The organism is Streptomyces sp. R35 (assembly GCF_041053035.1).
In the GTDB taxonomy this organism is placed as follows: Bacteria; Actinomycetota; Actinomycetes; order Streptomycetales; family Streptomycetaceae; genus Streptomyces; species Streptomyces lutosisoli.
In genome coordinates, this window is sequence record NZ_CP163440.1 from 9,373,093 (window position 1) to 9,395,192 (window position 22,100).

18 protein-coding genes are annotated in these 22,100 nt (G+C 69.6%); 10 read left to right on the forward strand and 8 right to left on the reverse strand.

Translation table 11 applies throughout. The features are described 5' to 3' along the window. The first annotated feature begins 58 nt into the window (after nucleotides 1-58). The 3 genes from AB5J50_RS42160 (at nucleotide 59) to AB5J50_RS42170 (ending at nucleotide 2,443) form a co-directional block, all read left to right on the forward strand. A complete protein-coding gene (locus AB5J50_RS42160) occupies nucleotides 59-1,189 on the forward strand; it encodes an ADP-ribosylglycohydrolase family protein (protein WP_369263881.1) in 1,131 nt (376 codons plus the stop codon). 223 nt (nucleotides 1,190-1,412) lie between these two features. Further along, nucleotides 1,413-1,718, forward strand: a complete 306-nt coding sequence (locus tag AB5J50_RS42165) for a 4a-hydroxytetrahydrobiopterin dehydratase (protein WP_327433295.1) — start codon at nucleotides 1,413-1,415, stop codon at nucleotides 1,716-1,718. Between the two features lie 5 nt (nucleotides 1,719-1,723). After that, a complete protein-coding gene (locus tag AB5J50_RS42170) occupies nucleotides 1,724-2,443 on the forward strand; it encodes a class I SAM-dependent methyltransferase (protein ID WP_369263882.1) in 720 nt (239 codons plus the stop codon). Here the strand turns inward: AB5J50_RS42170 and AB5J50_RS42175 are convergent. Next, on the reverse strand, nucleotides 2,412-2,891 hold the full coding sequence (locus AB5J50_RS42175; protein ID WP_369263883.1) for a hypothetical protein: 480 nt from the start codon (nucleotides 2,889-2,891) through the stop codon (nucleotides 2,412-2,414). The two genes, AB5J50_RS42170 and AB5J50_RS42175, sit on opposite strands and share 32 nt — an antisense overlap. Further along, nucleotides 2,888-3,367, reverse strand: a complete 480-nt coding sequence (locus tag AB5J50_RS42180) for a hypothetical protein (protein WP_369263884.1) — start codon at nucleotides 3,365-3,367, stop codon at nucleotides 2,888-2,890. The genes AB5J50_RS42175 and AB5J50_RS42180 overlap by 4 nt, the downstream gene beginning before the upstream one ends. Nucleotides 3,368-3,438: 71 nt before the next feature. On the opposite strand from AB5J50_RS42180, the gene AB5J50_RS42185 reads away from it, so the two are divergent. After that, the gene (locus AB5J50_RS42185) at nucleotides 3,439-4,392 is read left to right on the forward strand and encodes a helix-turn-helix transcriptional regulator (RefSeq protein WP_369263885.1); all 954 of its coding nucleotides are present in this window, start codon (nucleotides 3,439-3,441) and stop codon (nucleotides 4,390-4,392) included. Nucleotides 4,393-4,416: 24 nt separating this feature from the next. Here the strand turns inward: AB5J50_RS42185 and AB5J50_RS42190 are convergent, their stop codons facing one another. Beyond that, nucleotides 4,417-5,988 carry a hypothetical protein gene (locus tag AB5J50_RS42190; RefSeq protein WP_369263886.1) on the reverse strand — a complete coding sequence of 524 codons (1,572 nt, stop codon included), beginning with the start codon at nucleotides 5,986-5,988 and terminating at the stop codon, nucleotides 4,417-4,419. 258 nt (nucleotides 5,989-6,246) lie between these two features. Here AB5J50_RS42190 and AB5J50_RS42195 point away from each other — a divergent pair, with 258 nt between their 5' ends. Then, on the forward strand, nucleotides 6,247-8,073 hold the full coding sequence (locus tag AB5J50_RS42195; protein ID WP_369265663.1) for a rhamnogalacturonan lyase: 1,827 nt from the start codon (nucleotides 6,247-6,249) through the stop codon (nucleotides 8,071-8,073). Between the two features lie 47 nt (nucleotides 8,074-8,120). Here the strand turns inward: AB5J50_RS42195 and AB5J50_RS42200 are convergent, their stop codons facing one another. Together AB5J50_RS42200 and AB5J50_RS42205 are read right to left on the reverse strand one after the other, a co-directional pair. Then, entirely contained in the window at nucleotides 8,121-10,784 is a 2,664-nt protein-coding gene (locus AB5J50_RS42200) for a cellulose binding domain-containing protein (RefSeq protein WP_369263887.1), read from the reverse strand. A 262-nt stretch (nucleotides 10,785-11,046) separates the two neighbouring features. Further along, nucleotides 11,047-13,971 carry a glycoside hydrolase family 48 protein gene (locus tag AB5J50_RS42205; protein WP_369263888.1) on the reverse strand — a complete coding sequence of 975 codons (2,925 nt, stop codon included), beginning with the start codon at nucleotides 13,969-13,971 and terminating at the stop codon, nucleotides 11,047-11,049. A 253-nt stretch (nucleotides 13,972-14,224) separates the two neighbouring features. Between AB5J50_RS42205 and AB5J50_RS42210 the strand changes: the two genes are divergently transcribed. Together AB5J50_RS42210 and AB5J50_RS42215 are read left to right on the forward strand one after the other, a co-directional pair. Then, complete coding sequence (locus AB5J50_RS42210; RefSeq protein WP_369263889.1) at nucleotides 14,225-15,700, forward strand: cellulose binding domain-containing protein; 1,476 nt, start codon at nucleotides 14,225-14,227, stop codon at nucleotides 15,698-15,700. 13 nt (nucleotides 15,701-15,713) lie between these two features. Next, nucleotides 15,714-17,432, forward strand: a complete 1,719-nt coding sequence (locus AB5J50_RS42215; RefSeq protein WP_369263890.1) for a glycoside hydrolase family 6 protein — start codon at nucleotides 15,714-15,716, stop codon at nucleotides 17,430-17,432. Between the two features lie 47 nt (nucleotides 17,433-17,479). Here AB5J50_RS42215 and AB5J50_RS42220 read toward each other — a convergent pair whose 3' ends face one another. Beyond that, nucleotides 17,480-18,250 carry a phytanoyl-CoA dioxygenase family protein gene (locus tag AB5J50_RS42220; RefSeq protein ID WP_369263891.1) on the reverse strand — a complete coding sequence of 257 codons (771 nt, stop codon included), beginning with the start codon at nucleotides 18,248-18,250 and terminating at the stop codon, nucleotides 17,480-17,482. A 172-nt stretch (nucleotides 18,251-18,422) separates the two neighbouring features. Between AB5J50_RS42220 and AB5J50_RS42225 the strand changes: the two genes are divergently transcribed. Further along, complete coding sequence (locus tag AB5J50_RS42225) at nucleotides 18,423-19,316, forward strand: trans-aconitate 2-methyltransferase (protein ID WP_369263892.1); 894 nt, start codon at nucleotides 18,423-18,425, stop codon at nucleotides 19,314-19,316. A gap of 18 nt (nucleotides 19,317-19,334) precedes the next feature. On the opposite strand, the gene AB5J50_RS42230 is transcribed toward AB5J50_RS42225, so the two are convergent. Further along, the gene (locus tag AB5J50_RS42230) at nucleotides 19,335-19,562 is read right to left on the reverse strand and encodes a hypothetical protein (RefSeq protein ID WP_369263893.1); all 228 of its coding nucleotides are present in this window, start codon (nucleotides 19,560-19,562) and stop codon (nucleotides 19,335-19,337) included. A 130-nt stretch (nucleotides 19,563-19,692) separates the two neighbouring features. On the opposite strand from AB5J50_RS42230, the gene AB5J50_RS42235 reads away from it, so the two are divergent. Then, nucleotides 19,693-20,394, forward strand: a complete 702-nt coding sequence (locus AB5J50_RS42235) for an SDR family oxidoreductase (RefSeq protein WP_369263894.1) — start codon at nucleotides 19,693-19,695, stop codon at nucleotides 20,392-20,394. 145 nt (nucleotides 20,395-20,539) lie between these two features. Here AB5J50_RS42235 and AB5J50_RS42240 read toward each other — a convergent pair whose 3' ends face one another. Further along, nucleotides 20,540-21,238 carry a glycoside hydrolase family 75 protein gene (locus AB5J50_RS42240; protein WP_369263895.1) on the reverse strand — a complete coding sequence of 233 codons (699 nt, stop codon included), beginning with the start codon at nucleotides 21,236-21,238 and terminating at the stop codon, nucleotides 20,540-20,542. Between the two features lie 192 nt (nucleotides 21,239-21,430). Here AB5J50_RS42240 and AB5J50_RS42245 point away from each other — a divergent pair, with 192 nt between their 5' ends. Further along, nucleotides 21,431-22,042, forward strand: coding sequence for a hypothetical protein (locus tag AB5J50_RS42245; protein WP_369263896.1), 612 nt, complete (start codon nucleotides 21,431-21,433; stop codon nucleotides 22,040-22,042). Nucleotides 22,043-22,100: the final 58 nt, after the last annotated feature.

Genomic DNA, 22,100 nt, shown 5'->3' on the forward strand with positions numbered 1-22,100 from the left:
GTAGTCGAGGAGCGGTGACGGTGGTCGAGCGGCGGTCACCGAGGTCGAGGAGTGGCGAGTGAACGACGTATGGAGCCGACGTCTGGGCTGGGAGGCCGAGGCGGTCTACCGCGCACGGGTACGCGGCTGTCTGCTGGGCGGGGCGATCGGGGACGCGCTCGGCTATCCGATCGAGTTCGCCTCCCTGGACCGGATCCGCGCCGCGCACGGACCCCGGGGCGTGACCGGGCTGGTGCCCGACGGCGACGGAGTCGTGGGGCGCGTCAGCGACGACACACAGATGACGCTGTTCACGGTGGAAGGGCTCGGGCAGGCCCACGCGCGAGAACGCCGCAAGGGCATCGGCGGCGGGGCACCGCGACTGGTGCGCTGGGCGTACGAGCGGTGGCTGGAGACACAGCGGAAGCCGGGGCCCGAGGTGAGCGCGACGGCCGCGGTGCCCGCCGGCGCACCGGCCCACGATTCCGGCGCCTACGCCGGGCCCACCGGCGGTCTCGCGGCCCAGGCCTGGCTGTACGCGCGCCGCGCCCCCGGCAACGCCTGCCTCTCCGGGCTCGAACGGGACCACGTTCCCGACCCAGCGCTGGCACTCGGTCCGCCGGGAGCGGTGAACCCCGACTCCAAGGGCTGCGGTGCGGTGATGCGCTCGGCACCCTTCGGGCTCGCCCCCGCCTCGGAGGACTTCGCGTTCGGGCTCGCCGCGCGGTGCGCCCAGATGACCCACGGCCATCCCACCGGGTACTACGCGGCCGGGGCGCTGGCCGCGATGGTCGTCCACCTGGTCGCCGGGGAGTCCGTCGAGAGCGCCGTACTGCGGGCTCTGCGGCTGCTCGCCCGGCACCCCGGGCACGAGGAGACCGCCGTCGCGCTGCGGCGGGCCCTGGACCTCGCCGACGAGGGGGACCCGAGCGCCGAGAAGGTGGAGCGCCTCGGTGCCGGCTGGATCGCCGAGGAGGCCCTGGCCATCGCGGTCTACTGCGCCCTCGCCGGGCCCCGCGTGACCGACGCCCTCCTCCTCTCCGTCAACCACTCCGGCGACAGCGACTCGACCGGGGCCATCTGCGGCAACCTCCTGGGGGCGCGGTATGGCGACCATGGGCTGCCGTGGGAGTGGCTGGAGCGGGTGGAGGGGCGTGCGCAGATCGCTGCGCTGGCGGATGATTTCGCGACGGAGTGCTCACGCCGGTGACCGCGCCCCTTCGACCCCGGCTGCGGGTGGGTGGGGGCTGGTCCAAAAGATTGCGCAGTTCCCCGCGCCCCTAAAAGGGGCGCAGCCCCCAGGGATGGGACGGGTAGGGGCGGCGGGGGCGAGGAGACCGGTGTGGGGCCGGATTGCAGGGACTGTGGGACGCTGAGGAACAGCCCCACCCGTATCGCCACGCGCATCCCCACCGGACGAAAGGAGCGAGGTCATGGCCGTCGAACCGTTGTCGCAGAAGGAGATCGAGGACCGGCTCGCGGAGCTGCCGGGCTGGTCGGTGGACGGCGACCGGCTCGCCCGCTCCTACCGGCTCGGCTCACACTTCGCGGCGACCGCGATGGTCGTCCACATCGCCCAGGTCCAGGAGAAACTGGACCACCACTCGGACCTCACGCTCGGCTACAACACCGTCTCCCTCACGGTGAACACGCACAGCATCGGCGGCGCCATCACCGAACTCGACTTCAATCTCGCCCGCAAGGTGGAGGAACTCGCCCCGGGACACGGGGCACGCTGACCCACGTGCTGGACTACGACAAGGAAGCCGACGCGTACGACGCGACCCGGGGCGGTGAACCCCGGGCCGCCGCGGCCGCCGACGCCGTGCTCGGCCTCGTCCCCGAGAGCGCCCGCGGCCTGCTGGACATCGCCTGCGGCACCGGGATCGTGACGCGGCGCCTCGCGGCCGGACGGCCGGGGCTGCGGGTGACGGCAGCCGACGCGGCGCACGGCATGGCGCGGGTGGCGGCGGCGCGTCTCCCGGGTGCCGTCGTCCGCGCCGACTCCCGTCAACTCCCCTTCGGGGACGGCTCGTTCGACGCCGTCTCGGTCATCTGGCTGCTGCACCTGCTGGACGACGCTGCCCCCGTCGTCGCCGAGGCCGCCCGCGTCCTGCGCCCCGGCGGCGTCCTCGTCACCACCGTCGACAAGAACGCCGCCCACCACGTGGGCAGCGACATCGACGCACTGGCCGCGCCGTACCGCGGGCAGCGCGCCACGGACGAGACCTCGCTCATCACGGCGTACGCCGCCGAACACGGTCTGCTCCCCAGTGGTACGGCTCGCTTCCGGGGCCACGGCCAGGGGCGGATCCCACGCCGCCTGGCCCGCTACGTCCGGGACGGCGAGATCTACGCGGCGGGCGGTACCGCGCTCGCCGAGCGCATCGAGGCGCTGCCGGACCCGGACGCACCGCGCCCGGACCCCGAGTTCACGCTACGGGCGTTCCGGAAGGCCGCGTGAACTCCATGACCCAGTTGGTCACCCAGGTCCTCTCCCCGTCCACGGAGAACGCCTGCTCCCAGCGGGCCGTGGTCGCCGAGATCCCCGACCACACGAACCGCACCCGCACATCCTTCCCGTCGTGGGTGTCGTCCCCGTGGAACTCACCCCGCCCGTCGGGCCCGAACCGGCCGATCACCGGCGGGAACAGCCTGCCGCTGCGGCTGGACGACCAGTTCAGCGACCACGCGCCCGCCGCGGGGTCGAAGAGCCGCAGGGTGAGCCCCTTCCAGCCCTGACTCGGTACGTCCAGCTCGTCGACGTTCGCGGCCCCGTCGAACAGGCTCCAGCAGCGGCTCGTGGCCGAGAACTCCTCCCAGCCGCTGCCGGCGTCGAGGAAGTCGGTCAGCCGGCGGTGGTGGACGTCCCACTCGCCGTGGAAGAAGTCGAAGTCGTGCGCGGTGCTCATGTGCGGTCTCCAGTCGTGCCCTCGGGGAGGGAGTCGGTGAGGTAGGCGTCGAGGTCGGGGGTGTCCGGCGCGAGCATGTGCCGCACCCAGGCGTCGCGTTCGTGCAGGATCGGCGGCAGCTCCCAGACGCAGCCGATCCACGGCAGGTCCGGTGTGATGAAGTGCGTCGGATCGCGGTCGGGGCAGCCGAGTACCGGCTGGCCCGCCGACGCGCCCCGGAAGTGCAGGACGTTGTCCCACACCCAGCTGTACGCGTTGAGGTACGCGCCGTCGTCGCCGCCCCGGTGCAGCACGACGAAGGTCGCCGGCGGCGTGCCGTCCGGCTCGGGGAGCAGCTTCGGCAGCATCGCGTACGCCGCCCGCTCCACGTCGGGCGCGATGCCCGCCGCGTCGGCGGTGACGTGGTAGCGCTTGATCCGCCGTCCCGCCACCTCGATCGGCGGCGGCACGGTCAGGAGTTTCTCCGTGAAGGCCATGAGGGGAAGCTAGGCGGACTTCACTGACACCTTCTGTCAGCGAAGTCCGTCGGATCTGGGATTCTGGTGAGGTGAAATCCGCGCGGCTCGTCTCGGTCCTCCTGCTCCTCCAGACCCGCGGCCGTATGACCGCCGCCCAGCTCGCCGAGGAGCTGGAGGTCTCGGTGCGCACGGTCTACCGGGATGTCGAGGCGCTGAGCGCGGCCGGCGTCCCGCTGTACGGCGACGCGGGCCACGCGGGCGGCTACCGCCTCCTGGACGGCTACCGCACCCGCCTCACCGGCCTCACCACCGACGAGGCCGAGGCCCTCTTCCTCGCGGGCGTCCCCGGTCCCGCCGCCGAGCTGGGCCTCGGCTCGGTCCTCGCCGCCGCCCAGCTCAAGGTGCGCGCGGCCCTCCCGAGCGAGCTGCGCGAGCACGCCGACCGGATCAGCGGCCGCTTCCACCTGGACGCGCCCGGCTGGTACGCGGACGCCGACGAGACCCCATATCTGCCCGCCGTCGCCGACGCCGTCTGGAACCGCCGCGTCCTGCACATCCGGTACCGCCGCTGGCGTGAGCCCACCGATGTGGAGCGCCGCCTGGAACCGTACGGCCTGGTCCTGAAGGCGGGCCGCTGGTATGTCGTCGCGGGGCCGGGGCCGCGTACGTTCCGCGTCGACCAGATCCTCGAACTCGCCGCTTCCGAAGAGGAGTTCGTCCGCCCCGAGGGCTTCGACCTCGCCGCGTTCTGGTCCGCGTACCAGAGGGACTTCCATGAGCGGCTGCACCGCGCGGAGGCGGTGGTCCGACTCGCGCCGGGAGTACCGGCAGCCCGGCTGAGCGGCCCCGCCGCACACGCGGTGGCGGTCAACGGGCGTACGGACAAGGACGGTTGGACGCTCGCGACCATCCCCATCGAGTCCGTGGACCACGCCCATCACGACTTCCTCCGCCTCGGCACCGACATCGAGGTCCTCGAACCGGCCGAGCTGCGGGAGCGGATCGCCGCGACGGTCGCGGAGCTGGCGTCGCGGTACGCGTGACGCCAGGTCCGCCAGGGCCGCGGGTCAGATGGTGAAGTGCAGGGCGCGGTGCAGGAGGTCCAGCTTCTCGTCCGCCCAGCCGAGCAGGCCGAGACTTGAAGTGAGGTTCCCCGGTGGGCGGTTGATGAGGGTGTCGTGGCGGATGAGGCGTCCGAAGTCCACGAGCACCGGGTCGGGGCGCGGCGTGGAACTGTGGGGCGGGAAGAACTCGACCCCCGCCCGCCGCATGACGTTGATCAGTTCCTGGGCGAGGATGCCGTACCCGACGGTCGTGGGGTGGACGCCGTCCAGGGAGAACAGGCCTCCGTTTGTGCGGCGCGTCCCGTCACTGGCGAGGAAGCGGCTGTTGGGGACCGGGGTGAGCGCACCCAGCTGCGGGGGCATCGGGTAGGGCTGCCACCAGTCGGGGCGGGCCTGCGGATCCTCGATGTACCGGCGCGAGCCGAGCCGGTCGAGAAGGCCCGCGGTGTCCAGCAGATACCAGTCCTTGCCGTCGTCACGGGCGCCGCGGACCTCCGCGGTGATCGCGTAGTTGTACTGGTCGACGGCACCGTCGACGGCACGCGCCTGCTCGGCGGTGAGGTGGGGGTCCTGGCGGGGGTCGAAGTCGCGGTCGCTGATCCACGGGCGGGTGTAGTACGGGAAGTAGGCCGATCCGGGTGCGGTCTTGGCGGCGACACCTCGGGCGATGGGTGCGATCGTGACATGCGGGACGGTGCACCAGATCACGTGCCGCGCCTTGATCTCGCGTACTTCCAGGGCCACTTGGCGGAGCTCGGCGGCGAAGTGCTCGGGCCTCCAGACGGTGAAGGCGCCCTTGCGCTGCGGGTCGTCGTAGCCGTCGTCGCTCCACACCACCCGCAGATCCACCACCGAGCGCAGCGCGTTGTTGGGGCCGAGGAACACGATGAGTGTCTCGATCCCGTGCGCCGGGTCCGTCGCGCCGACCTCGTCGCCGAGCCGGGCGGCCGCGTCCAGCTGGCTCAGGTTCGCGGCCTCCGGCGGCTCGGTCGGCAGGACGCGCAGTGCGGCGCGGTCGTCGGCGTGCTCCACGATCTGGTGCACCAGGTTGTCCTTGGGGGTGGAGATCCGCTTGCGGCACACGTCGGCCGACCGGTCCAGCGCGTCCCGCAGATCCCAGCCGAAGACCGCGAGGTTGTGGTTGATGGCGGTGGTACTGGGCACGGCGGTACCCGCTCCGCGCTCCCAGTAGTCCTCCACCTTGTCCATGAACCGGCGGGCGTGGAACAGCGCGGGCGCCGTCTCCCACCAGTCCAGGTCCCGGCCGTAGCGCGCCTCCAGTTCGCGTAGGAACAGCTCCAGATTGAAGGGGAGCCCTCCGAACCCGTTGTAGGAGGGGTATCGGAAGTGCTCGCTCCACCCCAGCTCGTGGGCGATGATCGCGGGATACGAGACATCGGTGTGGAAGACCGCCGCGCTCTGGAATCCCTGGGTGAGTGAATCGCCGACGGAGACCAGCCGGTGGCGGGGCCGTCCGGTCCACGTCGGACGGACCTCGACCCCCAGCGTGGGATCGGTGACCGGCACCCGTGGAATCGGCCCGTGCGTGAATACGTTCTCGCCGTTCTCGCTCATGGTTCCCCCTAGGCCTGTACGAGTGCTGTACCGGAGAGCGCGGCGGAGCGGCACGGGGCGGGAACGCAATTACGTCCGAAAATAGGTTGGTTGAGGTGGGGAACCACGGCTCGTTGGTGCTACCCGGCAACTCCCTTGCGAACAGAGGCAACTGAGGGAACAGAATCCGTCTGTCCTCTCAGGAGGTACCCCACCGTGCAGCACCCGCACAGGCAGCACCCGCACAGGCAGCACCGCAGACGCGCGATCGGCTCGGCCATGGCGGCCACCGCGGCACTCATCGCCGCCGGACTCACCGCCCTCGGCACCGGTTCGGCCCAGGCGGCCACCGCCCGCCAGGTCGAGGCCCTCGACCGGGGCGTCGTCAGCGTCCACACCGACAGCGGCAACCTGGTCAGCTGGCGCTGGCTCGGCACCGATCCGAATGACGTGTCGTTCAACGTCTACCGCGCCGGGACGAAGGTCAACTCGACCCCCATCACCGGCTCGACGAACTACTTCCACTCCGGCGCGCCCGCCCAGGCCGACTACACGGTCCGCGCGATCGTGGGCGGCGTCGAGCAGGCCGACTCGGTGCACGCCATCCAGTTCCGTACGGGCTACAAGGACGTGCCCATCACCCCGCCCGCGGGCGGCACCACCCCCGACGGAGTCGCGTACACCTACGAGGCCAACGACGCCTCCGTCGGCGACCTCGACGGCGACGGCCAGCTCGACTTCGTCCTCAAGTGGCAGCCCACCAACGCCAAGGACAACTCCCAGTCCGGCTACACCGGCGACACGATCATCGACGGCATCAAGCTCGACGGCACCCGCCTGTGGCATATCGACCTGGGCAGGAACATCCGCTCAGGGGCGCACTACACCCAGTTCCAGGTGTACGACTACGACGGCGACGGCAAGGCCGAGGTCGCCATGAAGACGGCCGACGGGACGACGGACGGCCAGGGCACGGTCATCGGCAGCTCGTCCGCGGACTACCGCAACAGCAGTGGATACGTCCTCTCCGGGCCCGAGTACCTGACCATGTTCAACGGTCGGACGGGCGCCGCCATGGGCACCGTCGACTACGTCCCGGCGCGCGGCACGGTCTCCTCCTGGGGCGACTCGTACGGCAACCGCGTCGACCGGTTCCTCGCCGGAACCGCCTACCTGGACGGAGCCCGGCCGTCCCTGATCATGGCGCGCGGCTACTACACCCGGACCGTCATCGCCGCCTGGGACTGGCGGAACGGCGCCTTCACCCGGCGCTGGACCTTCGACACCAACTCCTCGACCAACAGCGGCAAGGGGTACGACGGCCAGGGCAATCACCAGCTGTCGGTCGCGGACGTCGACGGGGACGGCAAGGACGAGATCGTGTACGGCTCGATGGCCGTGGACGACAACGGCAGCGGCCTGTGGACCACCAAGAACGGGCACGGTGACGCCATGCACGTCGGCGACCTCGACCCGTCCCGCGCGGGCCTTGAGGAGTTCAAGGTCGACGAGGACTCCTCGAAGCCGGCGTCGTGGATGGCGGACGCGAAGACCGGCGCGATCCTGTGGTCCACGGCGGCCAACGGCGACAACGGCCGGGGCGTGGCCGGGGACATCTGGGCGGGCAGCGCCGGGGCCGAGTCATGGTCCTCGCACGCCGACGGCGTACGCGATCCGCAGGGAAACGTGGTGGCGAGCCGCAAGCCCGGGAGCACCAACTTCCTGTCCTGGTGGGACGGCGACACGGTCCGCGAACTCCTCGACGACACCCACATCGACAAGTACGGCACCTCCGCGGACACCCGCCTGCTGACGGGCGCGTCCGTCCACTCCAACAACAGCACCAAGGCCACCCCGTCGCTCTCCGGCGACCTCTTCGGCGACTGGCGCGAGGAGGTCGTCTGGCCGACGACCGACAACACGGCGCTGCGCATCTACTCCACGCCGTACGAGACGACCACGAAGATCACGACCCTGCTGCACGACACCCAGTACCGAACGGCCCTGGCCTGGCAAAATACTGCGTACAACCAGCCCCCGCACCCGAGCTTCTTCATCGGTGACGGGATGGCGACGGCACCGCGCCCGAGCGTCTACACGCCGTGAACGACGGTGGGTGCGTGCCCCCGCCGGGGCACGCACCCACCACCGGGTCAGACGACCGTGCAGGTCTGATCGCCCAGTTTGAAGGTGGCCGGCTTGCTGTTGGTGCCGGACCAGCTCCCCGTGAACCCGAAGCTCACCGACGATCCCGCCGCCACGTTCGCGTTCCAGCTGAGGTTCTTCGCCGTCACCGCGGCATCGGTCTGCGTGTAGTCGGCGTTCCACAACTGGGTGATCTTCTGGCCGTCCGGGAAGGTCCAGCCGAGCGACCAGCCGCTCCAGGCGCTGGATCCTGTGTTGGTGAGCGCCACATCCGCCTGGAAGCCGCCCGACCACTGGTTCGTGATCTTGTACGTCACCGAGCAGGCGCCCGTCGGCGTCGGTGTCGGATCGGTGCCGCCCCCGCCTCCGCCACTGCTGTCGGAGCTGTCGCCGTAGATGATCCCGCGCCCGTTGGTCGCGATGTACACCCGCCCGTAGACCCGCGGGTCACCGGTGATCGCCGCGCCCGTCCAGCCCCACTGGTGGGCGTCGTCGTTGATGCGGGTCCAGCTCGCGCCCTTGTCGGTGGACCGGAAGATGCCGCGTACGCCGCCGATCTTCGCGCTGGTGTAGAGCGTCTGGTACGAGGCTCCCGTCGCCGCCTTGCCGAAACCGATGGTGTCGGCCTGGTCGACGTTCGACAGTTTGGTGAAGCTCGCGCCGCCGTCCGTCGAGTGCCACAGCCCGTACGCGCCGTCGCTCGCGCCGCCCGCCAGCCACACATCGCCCTTCGTGCCGGGCAGCGCCTTGAAGCGCACGCTGTCACCGCTGGGCAGGCCGGTGGCAGCTGACGCCGTGAAGGTCGCGCCGCCGTCCGAACTGACGTAGAACTTCCCGGACTTGAACCCGTAGAAGGTCTTCGGGTCGACCCGGTCCGACTCCACGATCGCCCCGGACGGGATACCGCCGGCCGCCGACCACGAGGTACCGAACCCGGTCGTGTACTGCACGCCGGTGCCGGCCGGGCTCCACACGAAGCGGCTGCCGTCCGAGGCCGCGGCGACCGTTCCGCCGCCGGTGACGCCCGAAGGGTCGGTGCCCGCGAACCAGTTGGCGCCGTTGTCCGTCGAGAAGCCGATGTGCGGGCCCGAGTCGAGGTTGCCGACCCGTACCACCGTGTTCGGGCTGGTTTCGGCGTAGTCGAGGCTCGTCGTGCTGGTGAGGTTCGGCGAGGTGTACATCATCGACGGCACCTTGGTGAGGTCCGTGTGCCGGAAGCCGCCGATGTCACCGAGCGCGCTGAGCAGTGGGGCGCCCGACGGGGGAGAGGCGAGGTCGTTGACGGCCGTCTCCTCCAGGCCCTGGACCATCGGCTTGATGGTGAACTGGCTTCCGCTGTCCCAGTTGGTGAGGTTCTCGGTGCCGAAGACCGTCGCGCCCGTCCCGTACATCATCCGGGCGGAGTTGAACGGATCGATCTCCAGCCCCTCGGTCATCCAGCCGAGTTTGGGCGTCTGCTCGGGAAGCGAGGGGTTCGCGCCGAACGTCAGCCAGGGCACGGACGACACGTCCATCGTGTAGCGGTTCGAACGGTTCGGGTACGAGGTGTAGTCCCAGGCCTTCGTCCAGGTGGAGCCGCTGTCCGTGGAGCGGAAGATCTGCGTGTCCGGCCACCAGGAGCTGTACGCCGTCGCCATCACCGTGCCCGGATGCTGCCGGTCCACGGTCAGCCCGCTGAAGCCGTAGTAGGTATCGGCCTCCGCGACCGGGCTGATGTTCGTCCAGGTGCCCGTCTTGGTCGCGTACCGCCACAGCTGGCCCTTGCCACCGTCGTACGGGCCGCCCTTGTCGCTGTAGGCGAGATAGAGATAGCCGTTGGCGGCGTCGAGGACACCCTTGTGGGCGAGATAGCCGGTGGGCTGGCCCGCGAGCCGGGACCAGGTGGCGCCCCCGTCCGTCGAGCGGTAGACCGCGTTGTCCTTGTCGGCGACCCCGACGTAGACGGTCTGCGTCGCGCTTCCCGACGTACCGGTCGACTCGTCGAAGGTGACCCAGACGATGCCCTGGTTGTCGGAGGCGTAGCCGCTGGTGTCGGTCGAATCCTGTACGTAGTTACCGACGTTGGGGAAGTTGGTGACCTGCGACCAGCTCGCGCCCGAGTCCGTCGAACGCCACAGGCCCTTGCCGCTGGGTGCGCCGAGATACAGCACGCTGTTCTTGTTGGGGTCCACGGCCAGCCGCTCGCCCATGCCACGCCCCGGCATGTTGCCGCCCAGCTTGAAGGGCAGGTCGGCCTTCTGCCAGCTCGCGCCCCGGTCGGAGGACCGGAGCACGGCGCCGTTCGTCGGGTCCCAGCTGTTGGTGTACGTGCCGACCGCCGCGTACACCTTGTTCGGGTCGACGGAGTCCGAGGCGAGGCTGACGACGCCGGTGTGGCCCCAGTCGGCGAAGCCGACCGAGTCGAGCAGCGGCGTCCAGGTCTTGCTCGACTCCACCCAGCGATAGGCGCCGCCGATGTCCGTGCGGGCGTACGCGAGGTTCTTCTCGGAACGGTTGAAGACGATGCCGGGGACGAAGCCGCCTCCGTCGATCCGGGCGTTGTTCCAGGTGTACGTGTCGGCGGCGAGGGTCGTCGTCGCCTTGGGGGTGCTCGCGGCCAGGGCGGGCGGGGTGCCGGCCAGGAGACCGGCGGCCAGCGCGAGCACGGCCGTGAGGATGCGGGTTCTTCGCACGGTGGGGGTCCTCTCTGAAGGAGGGCATGAGGACCGGGCGGCCCCCAGTGCGGGTGGGGACCGCCCGGCCGGTCGGCCCCGTCGTCAGGTGACGAGGCCACGCACGCGGAGCTTTCAAGCGGTTCCGAGGATGCGCGGCGAGCAACCGCGCCCCGATAGGGGCGCGGGGCTGCATCGATCTGTGGCTCCGCCGCGTGGGCGCGACCAGCCACAACCGGCCCGCAGCTAAAGTGCCGCCCAACCCGCGGAGCGCTTGGCGGGGTTATTCGAGAAGCTCCGCGTACGAGCCCATGGCGAGGGCTATGTCCGCCTGGGCCCAGAACCGGTGGTACGTGAAGGAGGGCGCGGCCCCGCCCGCCAGATAGCTCTCGATCTTCGACCAGGCCGGGTCGTTCTTGTAGAAGGACCGGAGCGAGGTGAAGGTCGAGGAGGAGTTGATCGTGTCGCCGTTCGGCATCGTGCCGCTCCAGCCGCTCGGCACGTACACGCTGTCGTCGAAGCGGTTGTAGTCGGCGCGGGTCTCCGGGACGGCGATACCGAGGCCGTCCTGGTAGTTGCTCCACATGCCGTCGAGCAGTGCCTTCGCCGTCGTCTTCGCCTGCGCGTTGCCGGACTTGGCGGCGTAGTACGACAGGGTCTTCGCGTACGCGGCCGCCACACCGACGTCGTTCGTGTAGTCGGCGACGGTCACGTGAAGTCCGCTGTTGGCGCCGGGACTTGACGCGTTCCAGGTGTCGGGCGCGCCGGACCACTGGAGGGTGGAGGGGATCTGGTAGGTGCCGTCCGGGTTGATCGTGGTCTTGGACAGCGCCCAGGAGACCCACTTGTCGAGGACCGCCTTCGCGCTCGCGTTCCCCGTCTGCTGGTAGTACTCGGCGACCCGCTCCATGGACCACGCCTGGAAGCCGAACCACTGGTTGGACGGCGGGTCGTGGTACACCGGCTGCTGGTCGTAGTACATGCCGTAGAAGGTCGGCGTCCCGGTGGGCGGCGTCGCGTAACGGCCCGCCCAGCTGTTGGTGGCACCGCCCGCGATGGCGCCCTCGTTCGACTGGAGCCAGCGGTAGAACTCCAGCTGCCGGGTGAGGGAGGTTCCCCAGTCCGCCGCGCCCGTCGAGGACTTGGGCTTCAGGTCGGCGTTCGTGCTGAGCGCGTACGCCGCCAGGGGGTTCTGATAGCCGCCGTGGACGTGGCTGGATCCGATGCGCCAGGCCCAGCCCGCCGAGGTGTCGTTGGCGCCGCCCCAGGCGTAGTACCAGGAGAGCAGATAGGAGGAGGCGTCCTTGCCGGTGCCGGCCGCGCAGGTCGACGGGCCGACGCAGTTGCCTATCTTCTTGAAGTACTTGTCGTACATGGCGTAGCGCAGATAATCGCCCATCTTCGCCGCCTTGCCGACGGTCGTCGACACATCACTGCCCTTGCCCTGGGCCTTGGCCCAGACGTCGGCCCAGTACGCGGCCTGCACGGCCCGCGCGTCGGCGTCGGGAGCGTCGGTGTACTTCCACTGCTTGGCGTACGAGGAGTCCCCGGTGAAGAGGTCCAAGTACCCGTTCGTGCCGCCGTACTTGAAGGAGTCACAGGTCGGCTGCGGAACCGTCTCCCACACCGACTCCTGCGCGCCGCGCTGGAAGGTGTTGATGTACGAGGGGCCGGTGTCGGTCGGACCCGCCTCGCACTTGCCCGGAGCGTTGCCGTACCCGTACGTGTTGTCGACGTCCTGGAGCCAGTGCATGCCGTACACGTCGTCCGTGCCGTACGCACTCTTCAGCTCACCCGCGATCGGGTCCGAGCCGACGGAGACGCTCGTGTCGAGCTTCGCCGGGTACTCGTTCGGAGTGTCCAGCTCCGGCGCGTAGGTCGCGGGCTTCGAGGCGTTGTAGAAGGAGTTCGTCGGCTGGTCGGCGTGGGTGGGGATCATGTACGTCTCCATGGTCGTCCACGCGGCGTTGAACTTCGACCAGTCGCCGGTGACCTTCCCGTACATGGCCTGCAGCCAGATCAGATAGCTGTACGCCTCCGACGTCGTCTCATGACCCTGGTCGGGCGCCTCGACGATCAGTGTCTCCACCGAGTGGTAGGGGATGCCCTCGGGGGAGAAGTAGCCGTTCGCCGGGTTGGTGATCTTGCCGTAGAGGTCCAGGAAACGGGCGTCGTACGCCTTCGACGCGGCCAGCTCCGTCACGGTGACCGTCGCCTTGGTGAAACCGGTCGCGGAGGCCGTGAAGGTCGCCGATCCGGTGCCGGAGGCATCGGCGGTGACGGTCACCGTCTGCGCCGTGTTCCAGTTGGACGGGGTGAAGGTGAGCGAGGAGCCACCCGTGACGGACAGGCCTGTGTTGCCGTCCGTGCGAGCGGTCGACACCGTCACGTTCGCCGACGGCTGCGTCGACAGCTTCAGGTCGAAGGTTCCCGTCTTGCCCTGCTGGACGCCGAGTTGGGTCGGTGAGGCCACCACGGCGGGACCCGAGGCGACCGTGATGCCGACCGGCGTGGAGTCCGCGGACGCGCCCAGGCTGTCGTACGCCTTCGCCACCAGCGAATGACTGCCCACGGTCAAGCTATTGACCGACAGCGTGTACGGGGAGCTGGTGTCCGTGCCCAGCAGTGTCGTGTCGTCGTAGAACTCGACCTTGCTGATGGTCGCGCTGTCGGCGGCAGCGGCGGTCGCGGCCAGCGGGATCGCGTCGCCCTGCGTGTAGACCGCGCCCGCGGTGGGGCTGGTCAGCACGGTGACCGGCGGCTGGTGTGCGCCGGTGCAGGTGGTGCCGTTGACCGCGAAGGACGCCGGTGCGGTGTTGGTGCCGCTGTAGGTGAACTGGCCGCCGGCGGTGACGGCGGCCCCGGCGGCGATCGTCCCGTTCCAGGACGCGTTCTTCACGGTGACCGTCTTGCCGGACTGGGACCAGGTGCCGTTCCAGCCGTTGGTGAGGGTCTGGTTGCCCGTGTAGTCGTACGTCAGGGTCCAGCCGCTGATGGCGTCGCTACCCCGGTTGGTGATCGTGACGTCGGTGGTGAAGCCGGAGCCCCAGTCATTGGTCTTGTAGTCGACGCTGCACTGAACTGTCGCTGCCTGTGCGGGAGTTGAACCTGTCGCCAGTGTCGTGATCGGGAGCGCGAGGGCCGCCACGACAGCGGTCCACAGCCGCCGTACGGTGCGGCGGTGTCTCCTTCTGGGGCTGGGGTGCATGTGCTGGTTCCTCCTTGCGGCTCGGACAATGGGGGGAGGAGCAACAAGCCTTGAACCAGTGGGAGCGCTCCCATATTGGGGAGAGGGGTGTGAGGGGTCAAGGTGCTTGAAGAGTCGAAATGATTCGATTGATCAACAGTGCAACATCTCTGTCCTTTACTGACACTTGGCGCTAGCTTCATCCGCACCAGTGGGAGCGATTCCATCAGTCGACGCGTCCGTCACGACGCGACCGAGCTGCAAGGAGTCGCTCATGCGACACCCTCCGCGTTTAGGACTTTTAGTGGTCGGCGCCGCGGTCGCCCTTGTGGGCACCGCGATCGCGCCGGTCGTCACGGCTTCAGGGGCCACACCCGCGTGCACGGTGGAGTACTCCGTCACCAGCCAGTGGGACACCGGCTTCCAGGGCGCCGTGAAAATCACCAACAACATGGCAGCGGTGAGTAGTTGGAGCCTCACCTTCGATTTCGCCGGCGGCCAGAAGGTCACCCAGGGCTGGAGTGCCAAGTGGTCCCAGTCCGGTACGACCGTGACCGCGGCCAACGAGAGCTGGAACGGCTCGCTGGCCACCGGCGCGAGCGTCAGCGCCGGATTCCTGGCCTCGTGGTCGGGCAGCAACGCCGTACCGACGGCCTTCAAGCTCAACGGCACGACCTGCAACGTGGACGCCGAGCCGACGCCCACACCGACACCGACCGAGCCGCCGGCCACCGGTGAGGCGCCGAAGCTGCATGTCTTGGGCAACAAGCTGGTGGACGCGACCGGTGCCACGCGCCGGATGCTCGGCGTCAACCGCTCCGGCGGCGAGTTCATGTGCGTCCAGGGCTACGGCATCTTCGACGGCCCGGTCGACGACGCCTCCGTCAAGGCGATCGCCGACTGGAAGGCCAACACGGTCCGCATTCCGCTGAACGAGGAGTGCTGGCTGGGCCTGTCCAACATCAAGGCGGAGTACGGCGGCGCCAACTACATCGCCGCCATCAAGGACCTGGTGGCCAAGGTCGAGGCGCACGGCATGACGCCGCTCGTCGAACTGCACTGGTCGTACGGCCAGTACACCGGCAACTCCTCGGGCTGCTCCGACGTGCACGCCACCTGTCAGAAGCCGATGCCGGACGCCCAGTACACCCCGTCCTTCTGGGCCTCGGTCGCCAGCACCTTCAAGGACGACCCGGCCGTCGCGTTCGACCTGTTCAACGAGCCCTACCCGGACCGCGCGACCTCCACGACCACCCAGGCGTGGGAGTGCTGGCGGGACGGCGGCACCTGCCCCGGCATCTCCTACGAGGTCGCCGGAATGCAGGACCTGGTCGACGCGGTACGCGGCACCGGCGCCAAGAACCTGATCCTGGCCGGCGGGCTCGCGTACTCCAACGACCTGAGCCAGTGGCTGACGTACAAGCCCAGTGATCCGACGGGCAATCTCGTCGCCGCGTACCACGTCTACAACTTCAACACCTGCGCGAGTGAGAGCTGCTGGAACTCGACGCTCGCCCCGGTGGCCGCCCAAGTGCCGCTCGTGGCGGGGGAGATCGGCGAGAACACCTGCTCCCACTCCTTCGTCGACACCGTCATGAAGTGGTTCGACGACCGGGGGCTCTCCTACCTCGGCTGGACCTGGAACACGTGGGACTGCTCCTCGGGTCCTTCCCTGATCTCCAACTACGACGGTACGCCCACGGCGTATGGCATCGGGCTGCGCGACCACCTGCGCGCCCTCAACGGATAGGACACCCGCACTCATGAGCCGTACCAGAACAGCGTTACTCGCGAGCCTGATCCTCCTCGGCGGCGCGACGACCACCGGCACCGCTGCCGCCGCCGTCGCGCCGGACGCCTCGATCGCCGCCATCCCCTGCACCGTCGACTACAAGGTGCAGAACCAGTGGGACACCGGCTTCACCGCCGCCGTCACCGTCACCAACAACAGCGCCGCCAAGTCGGCTTGGGCGGTGAAGTGGTCGTACGCCGGAAACCAGAAGGTCACCCAGGGCTGGAACGCGAAGATCAGCCAGAGCGGCACGGACGTCACCGCGGCCAACGAGACCTACAACGGAACCCTGGCGACCGGCGGTTCGGTCAGCTTCGGCTTCAACGCCTCGTACAGCGGAACCAACGCGCTGCCGACCACCTTCACCCTCGACGGGGTGACCTGCAACGTCGATGACGGAAGCGGCGGCGGGGGAGGCGGGGGCGGCACCGACCCGTCCGGCAAGGTCGACAACCCGTATGCCGGGGCCAAGGTGTATGTGAACCCCGAGTGGTCCGCGAAGGCCGCCGCCGAGACCGGGGGCAGCCGGATCTCCAGCCAGCCCACCGGTGTGTGGCTCGACCGGATCGCCGCGATCAACGGGACGAGCACCAGCATGGGTCTGCGCGCCCACCTCGACGCGGCGCTGGCGCAGAAGGGCAGCAACGAAGAGGTCGTCCAGCTCGTCGTGTACGACCTGCCCGGACGTGACTGCGCGGCGCTGGCCTCCAACGGGGAGCTCGGCCCGACGGAGATCGACAAGTACAAGACGCAGTTCATCGACCCGATCGCCGCGATCCTCGCCGACTCGAAGTACGCGAGTCTGCGCATCGTCACGACCATCGAGATCGACTCGCTGCCGAACCTCGTCACCAACACGGGCAGCCGCGCCACCGCCACGGCCGCGTGCGACACGATGCTCGCCAACGGCAACTACGTGAAGGGCGTCGGCTACGCGCTCGCCAAGCTGGGCGCGATCCCCAACGTCTACAACTACATCGACGCCGGACACCACGGCTGGCTCGGCTGGGACGACAACTTCGCCCCCTCGGCCACCCTGTTCAAGCAGGCCGCCACGGCCGAGGGCGCCACGGTCGACGACGTGCACGGCTTCATCACCAACACGGCCAACTACAGCGCGCTGAAGGAGAACAACTTCACCATCAACGACACGGTGAACGGCACCTCCGTCCGCCAGTCCAAGTGGGTCGACTGGAACCGCTACGTCGACGAGCTGTCGTACGCCCAGGCCTTCCGTACCCAGCTCGTCTCGGTCGGCTTCAACTCCGGGATCGGCATGCTGATCGACACCTCCCGCAACGGCTGGGGCGGCACCGCACGGCCCACCGGTCCCGGCGCGACGACCAGCGTCGACACCTACGTCGACGGGGGCCGCTACGACCGCCGTATCCACGTCGGCAACTGGTGCAACCAGTCCGGTGCCGGTCTCGGCGAACGCCCGCAGGCCGCACCGGCGACCGGCATCGACGCCTATGTGTGGATGAAGCCCCCGGGTGAGTCCGACGGCTCCAGCTCGGCGATCGCCAACGACGAGGGCAAGGGCTTCGACCGGATGTGCGACCCGACGTACACGGGCAACGCCCGCAACGGGAACAGCATGTCGGGTGCTCTGCCGAACGCCCCGCTGTCCGGGCACTGGTTCTCCGCCCAGTTCCAGCAGCTGATGACGAACGCGTACCCGCCGCTGTAAACCGGCTGGCATACCGGGCGACCGGTTGACCGGGCGATCCGCCGGGGTCAGGCCTCCTGGGCCAGACCCCGGCGGATCGCGAACTCCACCGCCGAGTAGTCGCCGTCGGCCCGCTCCAGTTCGTACGGCACGGGCGCGTGCAGCGGCGGCTGCGCCATGAAGCGCGGCCGGGTCCCGTGGTGCGGCTGCGCCGCGTGTACCAGGAAGGGGTGACACAGGTATACGTCGCCGGGGCCGCCGGTGGCATACGCGAGGGGGCGGTGCGCGGACGCCTCGACCAGCTTCGGCGCGAGGTCGAGACCCGACACGCCCTCCTCGCCGTACGGCTCCAGCAGCGGCGGTACGTCCAGGTGGGAGCCGACCCTGATGCGGGTCGGGGCGTCCCGCTCGCCGACCTCGCTGAAGAGGAAGAGCATCAGCAGGGCGCGGCCCTTCGACCTGAGGTTCGTGAAGTACCAGCTTTCACCCTCGGGCAGATAGCTCCCTTCGATGTGCCAGCCCGCGTCGTCCGGCTCCTCCTCGTGCGGGAACCGCAGCGGAAAGCTGCCCAGCGAGTAGCGCGGCTCCCAGCGGCCCTCGCCGAGCAGCACGTCGAACGCCTCATGCAGAACAGGGGAGTTGGCCGCGGCGGCGAAGGGGCCCTGCGCCATGCCGGCGACCCAGCGCACGGGCTCGGCCCAGGTCGTGGAGTCGGCCGGATCGTAGCCCGTCTCCTGCCACAGCAGCCGGGCGCAGTCCTCGGCGACGCGTGGCGGGAAGGCGCCCTCGATCTTCACGAACCCGTCCTCCAGGAAGCGCTCCACCATCACGTCGTCCATGGGGTCATGCTCGGTGAGCGGCCCACGCGGGCGCATCCGAATTTCCGCGCGGCCGGTTCGTGTGCCCGTGCGGTTCTCGCGGCCGCCCATTTTGCTGTTTACGCAACACGACTGGCCGTTTCCGGGAGTGGCGGAGCACGCTGGCGGCATACCGAACGAGAGGCTTGCCGCCATGGGACAGCACCACGATCACGCCGGGCACGACCATGCCGGGCACGACCACACCGACATGGACTTCGCCGAGATGCTTCCCCTGCTGGTGCGGGAGGCCGAGCTGTACACCCCGTCGTACCGGGAAGCGGCGGCCTGGCTGCGGGAGCAGCAGCCCGAGCCGGGGCTGATCGTGGACGCGGGCAGCGGCCCCGGCGTCATCTCCGGTCTCCTCGCGGCCACGTTCCCGGGAGCACGGGTCGTCGCCGTGGACGGCGCGGGCCCCCTCCTGGAGGAGGCCCGGGCCCGCGCGGACCGGCTCGGCTACGGTGACCGCTTCAGCACGGTGGAGGCCGAACTCGCCGATGGACTGGGCGAGTTGGAGTACCCGGCCGACCTTTTGTGGGCCAGCAGGTCGCTGCACCACGTCGGCGACCAGCGAGCCGCTCTCGCCGGCTTCGCGCGGGGTCTCGCGCCCGGCGGCACCCTCGCCCTGCTGGAGGGCGGCCTGCCCACCCGCTTCCTCCCGCGCGACATCGGCATCGGCCGGCCCGGCCTGCAGGCCCGTATCGACGCGGTCCATGAGGAGTGGTTCACCCAGATGCGGGCCTCGCTGCCCGGAGCCGCGGCGGAGATCGAGGACTGGCCCGCGCTGCTCTCCTCGGCGGGACTGCGGCACACCGGCACCCGTACCTTCCTCGCCGACCTCCCCGCCCCGCTCTCCGACGAGGCCCGCGCCTTTGTCGTCACCTCCCTCACCCGCCGCCGCGAAGGCCTCGCCGAGGGCCTCGACCCGGACGACCTCGCCACCCTCGACCGCCTCCTCGACCCGGATGACAAGGCGAGCGTCCACCACCGCCCGGACGTGTTCGTCCTCACGGCGCACACGGTGTACACGGCGACCCGCACCGACTGAGCGGCCTCGGGGAGGTGCTCAGCAACGACCCGCCCGGGCGAACACCGTGATCCGAGCACCCCGCACGTGCGGATGGCGCACCGCCACGATGCGGGGTGTCGCGAGCATGCGGGCACGGATCACGGACGCGGGCACCTCGGTGCCGTAGAGCGTGTGCGAGACGACCGGGGCGCCCTCCAGCGCGAGGTCGCGCGGCCCCCGTACGACCCCGCATCGGCGACGGCCCGCGCGACCGTCCTCCCGCACGGCCGAGCCCGTCCAAGGCGGCGCCGGTACCTGCCCTCGGTGCCGTACCACGCCACCTGCGGTACTTGACTTCGAGAACGCTCCAAGTGATCTACTCCGGGCGTTCGTCGCACACTCAATGGGGGTAACCATGACCGACTCTCCAGTCGCGCTCATCACCGGAGGCGGCAGCGGTATCGGCGCCGCGGTCGCACGACAACTGCTCGACGCCGGGCACCGGGTGACCGTGACCGGCCGGGGGGAGGAGCGGCTGCGCGCCTTCGCCGAGGAACTCGGGCGTCCCGAAGGCCTGTTGACGGTCGTGGGGAACGCCGCCGAGTACGACCACGTTCAGACGGCGGTCCAGGCGACGCTCAAGGAGTTCGGGCGACTCGACACCGTCGTCGCCAACGCCGGCTTCGCCACCCACGACACCGTCGCGGAGGGCGACCCCGCGGGGTGGTCCGAGATGGTGCTGACCAACGTGCTCGGTCCCGCGCTGCTCATCAGGGCCTCCATCGACGCGCTGAAGGAGACCCGCGGACGCATCGTGCTGGTCGGCAGTGTTGCCGGGCATGTGCACGGGCCCGGCAACATCTACGGCGCGACCAAGTGGGCCGTGACCGGACTCGCCGAGAACACCCGGCGCCAGGTCACCGAGTTCGGAGTCGGCGTGACCCTGATCTCCCCCGGCCGCGTGGAGACCCCGTTCTGGGACAGCTACGGCAGCCTGCCCCCCGGCCATCTCCTCACCGCCGACCAGCTCGCCCACTCGATCGTCTGGGCGATCGGCCAGCCGACGGGCGTAGACGTGAACACCGTGGTCGTACGCCCGATCGGCCAGCCGGTCTGAGGACACTGATTCGAGGCGCACTGTTTTACGTGCCTCGTCAGGAGCGCCCCTTCAGGGGCGCGGGGCGGTGACATTATGCGGCTCCGCCGCGTGGGCGCGACCAGCCACGACGGACCCGCAGCTGACAAACGACCCCAACAGCCCCTCAGTTGTTCTGAAGGAACTGCTTCGCCAAAGAGTCCCCCAACGACACAGCCGCACTGTGACTCTCGATGGGCGACACCTGCGAGTTCTTGAACAGGATGTACGTCACCCCGGAGTCGGCCCCACCCGTCTCCGGGTCCGGGTCGATGCCCAGCGCCTTCGCGGTGGCATACGAAGCCTCACCGATAATCTTCGTAGGCCCGGTGTCACCCACCACCGCGTACTCGACCTTCCCGTTGTAGATGACAGCGACCACACCACCGCCCTTGATCCCGGCGCTCGTGTACTTCCAGATACTGCTGCTGCTCGGCACCACGACATACGGCAGCGATTCGGCGCGCAGCGCCTTCCCGTCGGACTGATGGAACGCGGTGTCGTCCTGGAACCAGGGATCCGTGTCTCCGTTGCACTTGCTGGTGACCTGACCGTCGCAGTCGATGTCCATGTCGGCCTTCCAGAACACCGCGCCGCTCTTGCCGCACACGGGGACGGTGGCCGACGTCTCGTCGTCGGTCTTGTACTTGCCGTTCGAGATCTGCGAACAGGACGTCACCTTGGCGAGCAGATCGGCCGCGCTGACCGAACCCTCCTGTGCCGAACGGGGGTTGACGCTGCCCGAGGCGCTGGCGGCCGGGAGCACCGCGGTGGCGAGGAGCGCGGCGCCGCCGGCCGCGGCGAGGGTCAGTGTTCGAGTGCGCACTGTGGGGGACCCTTCTGTTAGGAAACTTTCCTTACCGGGTTGCCGTACAAGGTGGACCCCTTTGCATGACCTCGTCAAGCCCCTCGTGTGAACTGCGGCGTTCGGAGCCGATTGCGGCCGCTCCCTCGTGGGAGAAGACTGGCTGTATCGAACATTCCGGGTCATCGCCCGGCTTCTGGGAGGCGAGGAGCCATGTTCGTACGGACTGTGTATGCGACCGGCGATCCAGCGAAGATCGACACGGCCATCAAGTCGCTGAACACGCAGGGCCGGGACCTGCTCGAGGATCGCCCGGGGTATCGCGGATCCGGCGTCTTCGTGGACCGGGTGCTCGGCAAACTCTTCGCGGTGAGCTGGTGGGACTCCGAGGAGGCCAGGCGCAACAGCGACGAGGTGCTGCGCACGCGGCGTGCGTCGCTCCTGGAGCCCTTCGCGGCGACCCTGGCGGTCGAGAACTACGAGGCGGTGGTCTTCCATCCGGTCCGGCAGCCGCAGGCGGCAGGCGGGCTACGGCTCGGCAGGCTGGAGTTCGACCCCGCGGACGCGGATCTTCTCGCCGACACCTTCCGGGCCACGGTGGTCCCCATGCTGGAGAGCCTTCCGGGGCTGGCCAGGACGTCTCTGCTCGTAGACCGGGAGCGGGGGCGTGGCCTGGTCGGCACCCTGTTCATCGACCGGGAGTCCCTGGCAGCGTCCCGCGGAGCCCAGTCGGCGGCCCGGCACGAGGGCGCGGCCAAGGCGCATGTGACCGTGACCGGACTGGAGGAGTTCGAGATCGTCTTTGCGGACGTGCGGGGCGACTGACGCCTGCCGTAGGCGACTGACGCCTGCCGTGAGTGAGCCGGCCGACTGAGGACCGGTT

Bases quoted from the DNA above. Each gene is read 5' to 3' on its own strand.
- AB5J50_RS42175 (WP_369263883.1), bottom strand. From the start codon at position 2,891: ATGAGCACCGCGCACGACTTCGACTTCTTCCACGGCGAGTGGGACGTC.
- AB5J50_RS42245 (WP_369263896.1), top strand. From the start codon at position 21,431: ATGTTCGTACGGACTGTGTATGCGACCGGCGATCCAGCGAAGATCGAC.
- AB5J50_RS42220 (WP_369263891.1), bottom strand. From the start codon at position 18,250: ATGGACGACGTGATGGTGGAGCGCTTCCTGGAGGACGGGTTCGTGAAG.
- AB5J50_RS42180 (WP_369263884.1), bottom strand. From the start codon at position 3,367: ATGGCCTTCACGGAGAAACTCCTGACCGTGCCGCCGCCGATCGAGGTG.
- AB5J50_RS42165 (WP_327433295.1), top strand. From the start codon at position 1,413: ATGGCCGTCGAACCGTTGTCGCAGAAGGAGATCGAGGACCGGCTCGCG.
- AB5J50_RS42225 (WP_369263892.1), top strand. From the start codon at position 18,423: ATGGGACAGCACCACGATCACGCCGGGCACGACCATGCCGGGCACGAC.
- AB5J50_RS42190 (WP_369263886.1), bottom strand. From the start codon at position 5,988: ATGAGCGAGAACGGCGAGAACGTATTCACGCACGGGCCGATTCCACGG.
- AB5J50_RS42195 (WP_369265663.1), top strand. From the start codon at position 6,247: ATGGCGGCCACCGCGGCACTCATCGCCGCCGGACTCACCGCCCTCGGC.
- AB5J50_RS42205 (WP_369263888.1), bottom strand. From the start codon at position 13,971: ATGCACCCCAGCCCCAGAAGGAGACACCGCCGCACCGTACGGCGGCTG.
- AB5J50_RS42210 (WP_369263889.1), top strand. From the start codon at position 14,225: ATGCGACACCCTCCGCGTTTAGGACTTTTAGTGGTCGGCGCCGCGGTC.
- AB5J50_RS42235 (WP_369263894.1), top strand. From the start codon at position 19,693: ATGACCGACTCTCCAGTCGCGCTCATCACCGGAGGCGGCAGCGGTATC.
- AB5J50_RS42215 (WP_369263890.1), top strand. From the start codon at position 15,714: ATGAGCCGTACCAGAACAGCGTTACTCGCGAGCCTGATCCTCCTCGGC.